2 protein-coding genes are annotated in these 1,242 nt (G+C 56.0%); both read left to right on the top strand.

What is annotated here, in order from left to right:
• Window positions 1-570: ATP-binding cassette domain-containing protein (locus tag J5224_RS28615; protein ID WP_264628485.1), on the top strand; the 570-nt coding region annotated here is incomplete at its 5' end.
• Window positions 571-708: 138 nt separating this feature from the next.
• Window positions 709-1,020, top strand: a complete 312-nt coding sequence (locus J5224_RS28610) for a hypothetical protein (protein WP_264628484.1) — start codon at window positions 709-711, stop codon at window positions 1,018-1,020.
• Window positions 1,021-1,242 lie beyond the last annotated feature (222 nt).

The following is a 1,242-nucleotide window of genomic DNA, read 5'->3' as shown; positions in this document are numbered from 1 at the left end:
GGTACTCCGCTATTAAACGATGTGGCGCTGCACTGTGCGCCGGGAAGCTGGAGCAAACTTTCCGGGCCCAGTGGATTGGGAAAATCGACGCTGCTGCGTACCTTGAACGGGCTGTGGCCCTACTATCAAGGGCAGTGGCAAGCTCAGGCGGGCCGCTCGCTGCTGTTGCCTCAGAAGAGCTATCTGGGCCAGGGGACGCTGGCGGAGGTGCTGTGTTACCCGCACCCACCGCTTAAGGATATCAGCATAATGCAGCACACCCTGGAGCAGGTTGGCCTCGGTGAGTGGTGCGATCGTTTGACCGAACGGCATAACTGGGATCGCATCTTTTCCGGTGGCGAACAGCAGCGTCTGGCCTTCGCGCGTGCGTTGATCGCTAAACCAGATACGCTCTATCTGGATGAGGCTACCAGCAGTCTCGATCACGCTGCGGCGCGTGCGTTGCTGAGTGAACTCAAACAGACACTGCCGGGTTGTACCGTGATCGCCATTACCCACCAGCGTGAGCTGGACGATTTGTTCCCGCATCACCATGACCTCACGGTGTTTCGCTCGGCGACGGCGGGATAACGCCATCAACCAGAGGGAAGGCCGTTCAGGCCTTCCTTCGAAAGTCATGTCTCGATGGCCGATGTGCAGGCAATTATTCCTTTCTGTGGTGCGTCGCTTCGGTTACGTTATCTGCATCACGTTTGCTGGAGCAGAGAAATGATCGTAAGAACTTGGCACGGATGCGTTCCCGTTGTGCATGCAGCGGGATTTGCCGCACACCTTGATGTCACAGGCATTCAACATTCCCAACGCATACCGGGCAATCTGGGGGCCGCGGTAAAAAGGGTTACGCAAGGCGATTGGGAGCATTTCTTTCTCGCCACCTATTGGCAGGATATTGAGGCAGTAAAAGCGTTTGCGGGCGAAGACTATCATGTCGCCGTCACCTATCCTGACGATGAACAGTTTGGCCTGTTGTCCGATCCTTATGTTTTCCAGCATGAGGTTGAGTCTGCCTTGCCGCTGTAACAAGGCTGCATACACACTGGCGGGCGAGCCTGCCGTGTCGCCAACGCCTCAGGCAACACACTTCCCCTCACCGTGAGAATCAACGATAATCTTGCCCTCTTGTACGGCACTTTTCTCTGGCCTGATACTCAAACTCTCACGCAGACGATCGTGGGGTGGCGCAGGTGCCGCTCACTGTTAAAGGAATTTATGTTATGAGGTTTCGCTCCGTTCAGTTGGTAG

Source organism: Candidatus Symbiopectobacterium sp. NZEC135, from assembly GCF_025962695.1.
The sequence above is the reverse complement of the archived record's forward strand: the minus strand, read 5'-3'. Positions and strand labels throughout refer to the sequence as shown.